The organism is Prevotella sp. P5-92, assembly GCF_002251245.1.
Taxonomy (GTDB): domain Bacteria; phylum Bacteroidota; class Bacteroidia; order Bacteroidales; family Bacteroidaceae; genus Prevotella.
In genome coordinates this window covers 1-592 of sequence record NZ_NPJG01000060.1, presented here as the reverse complement: position 1 = coordinate 592, position 592 = coordinate 1, and the positions used below count along the sequence as shown (strand labels likewise).

Annotated in this window: 1 protein-coding gene; it reads left to right on the top strand. The window is 62.5% G+C overall.

Going from position 1 to position 592, the window contains the following annotated elements; genetic code table 11:
* On the top strand, positions 1-544 hold a 544-nt coding region (locus tag CIK99_RS06610; protein ID WP_216822789.1), incomplete at its 5' end, for a T9SS type A sorting domain-containing protein.
* Positions 545-592 lie beyond the last annotated feature (48 nt).

Here is a 592-nt window from a genome sequence, read left to right as displayed (position 1 = left end):
TAGGAGCCAAATATATATGTTTGGCGAAGACACGCAGACCCATGAGACCATCCAGATACCGGGTATCGAGGATAATGTCAGCGTCCATTCATCGTTTGATGTGCCGCTCTTCAGCTACTGGTTGCGTCAGAGCAACCAGCCCTTTGCCGACGGCCACACCTATCGCATCTATGTCACCGGCAAGACCGACGGCAACGATGTGGCGCTGACCTCGCCCAAGGCGCCGGCTTACTACCTCAAGCGCGAGGGCAACATCTTCTCCATCTATAGCGGCACCGCCACAGCCATTGACGACGCCCCGACCACGGTGCCCACAGTGAGCCTCAGCGCCGGTCAGCTTGCGGTAAGCGCCGAGGGGCTCAGAGCCATACGGCTCTACAGCGTGAGTGGCACAATGGTCGGCCAGGCACCAGCCACCGACGCCCGCCGCGCCGAACTCTCCCTCCAGGGTCTCGCCCAGGGCGTCTACCTCCTGCGGATAGAGGCTGGAGCGCGCACCACCACCTACCGGTTCATGCACCGCACCGCCGCCCCTCTGCGATAGCCACTGCGACAGCAGTCCACCGTCACCGCCACCACGGCGCAACCATAG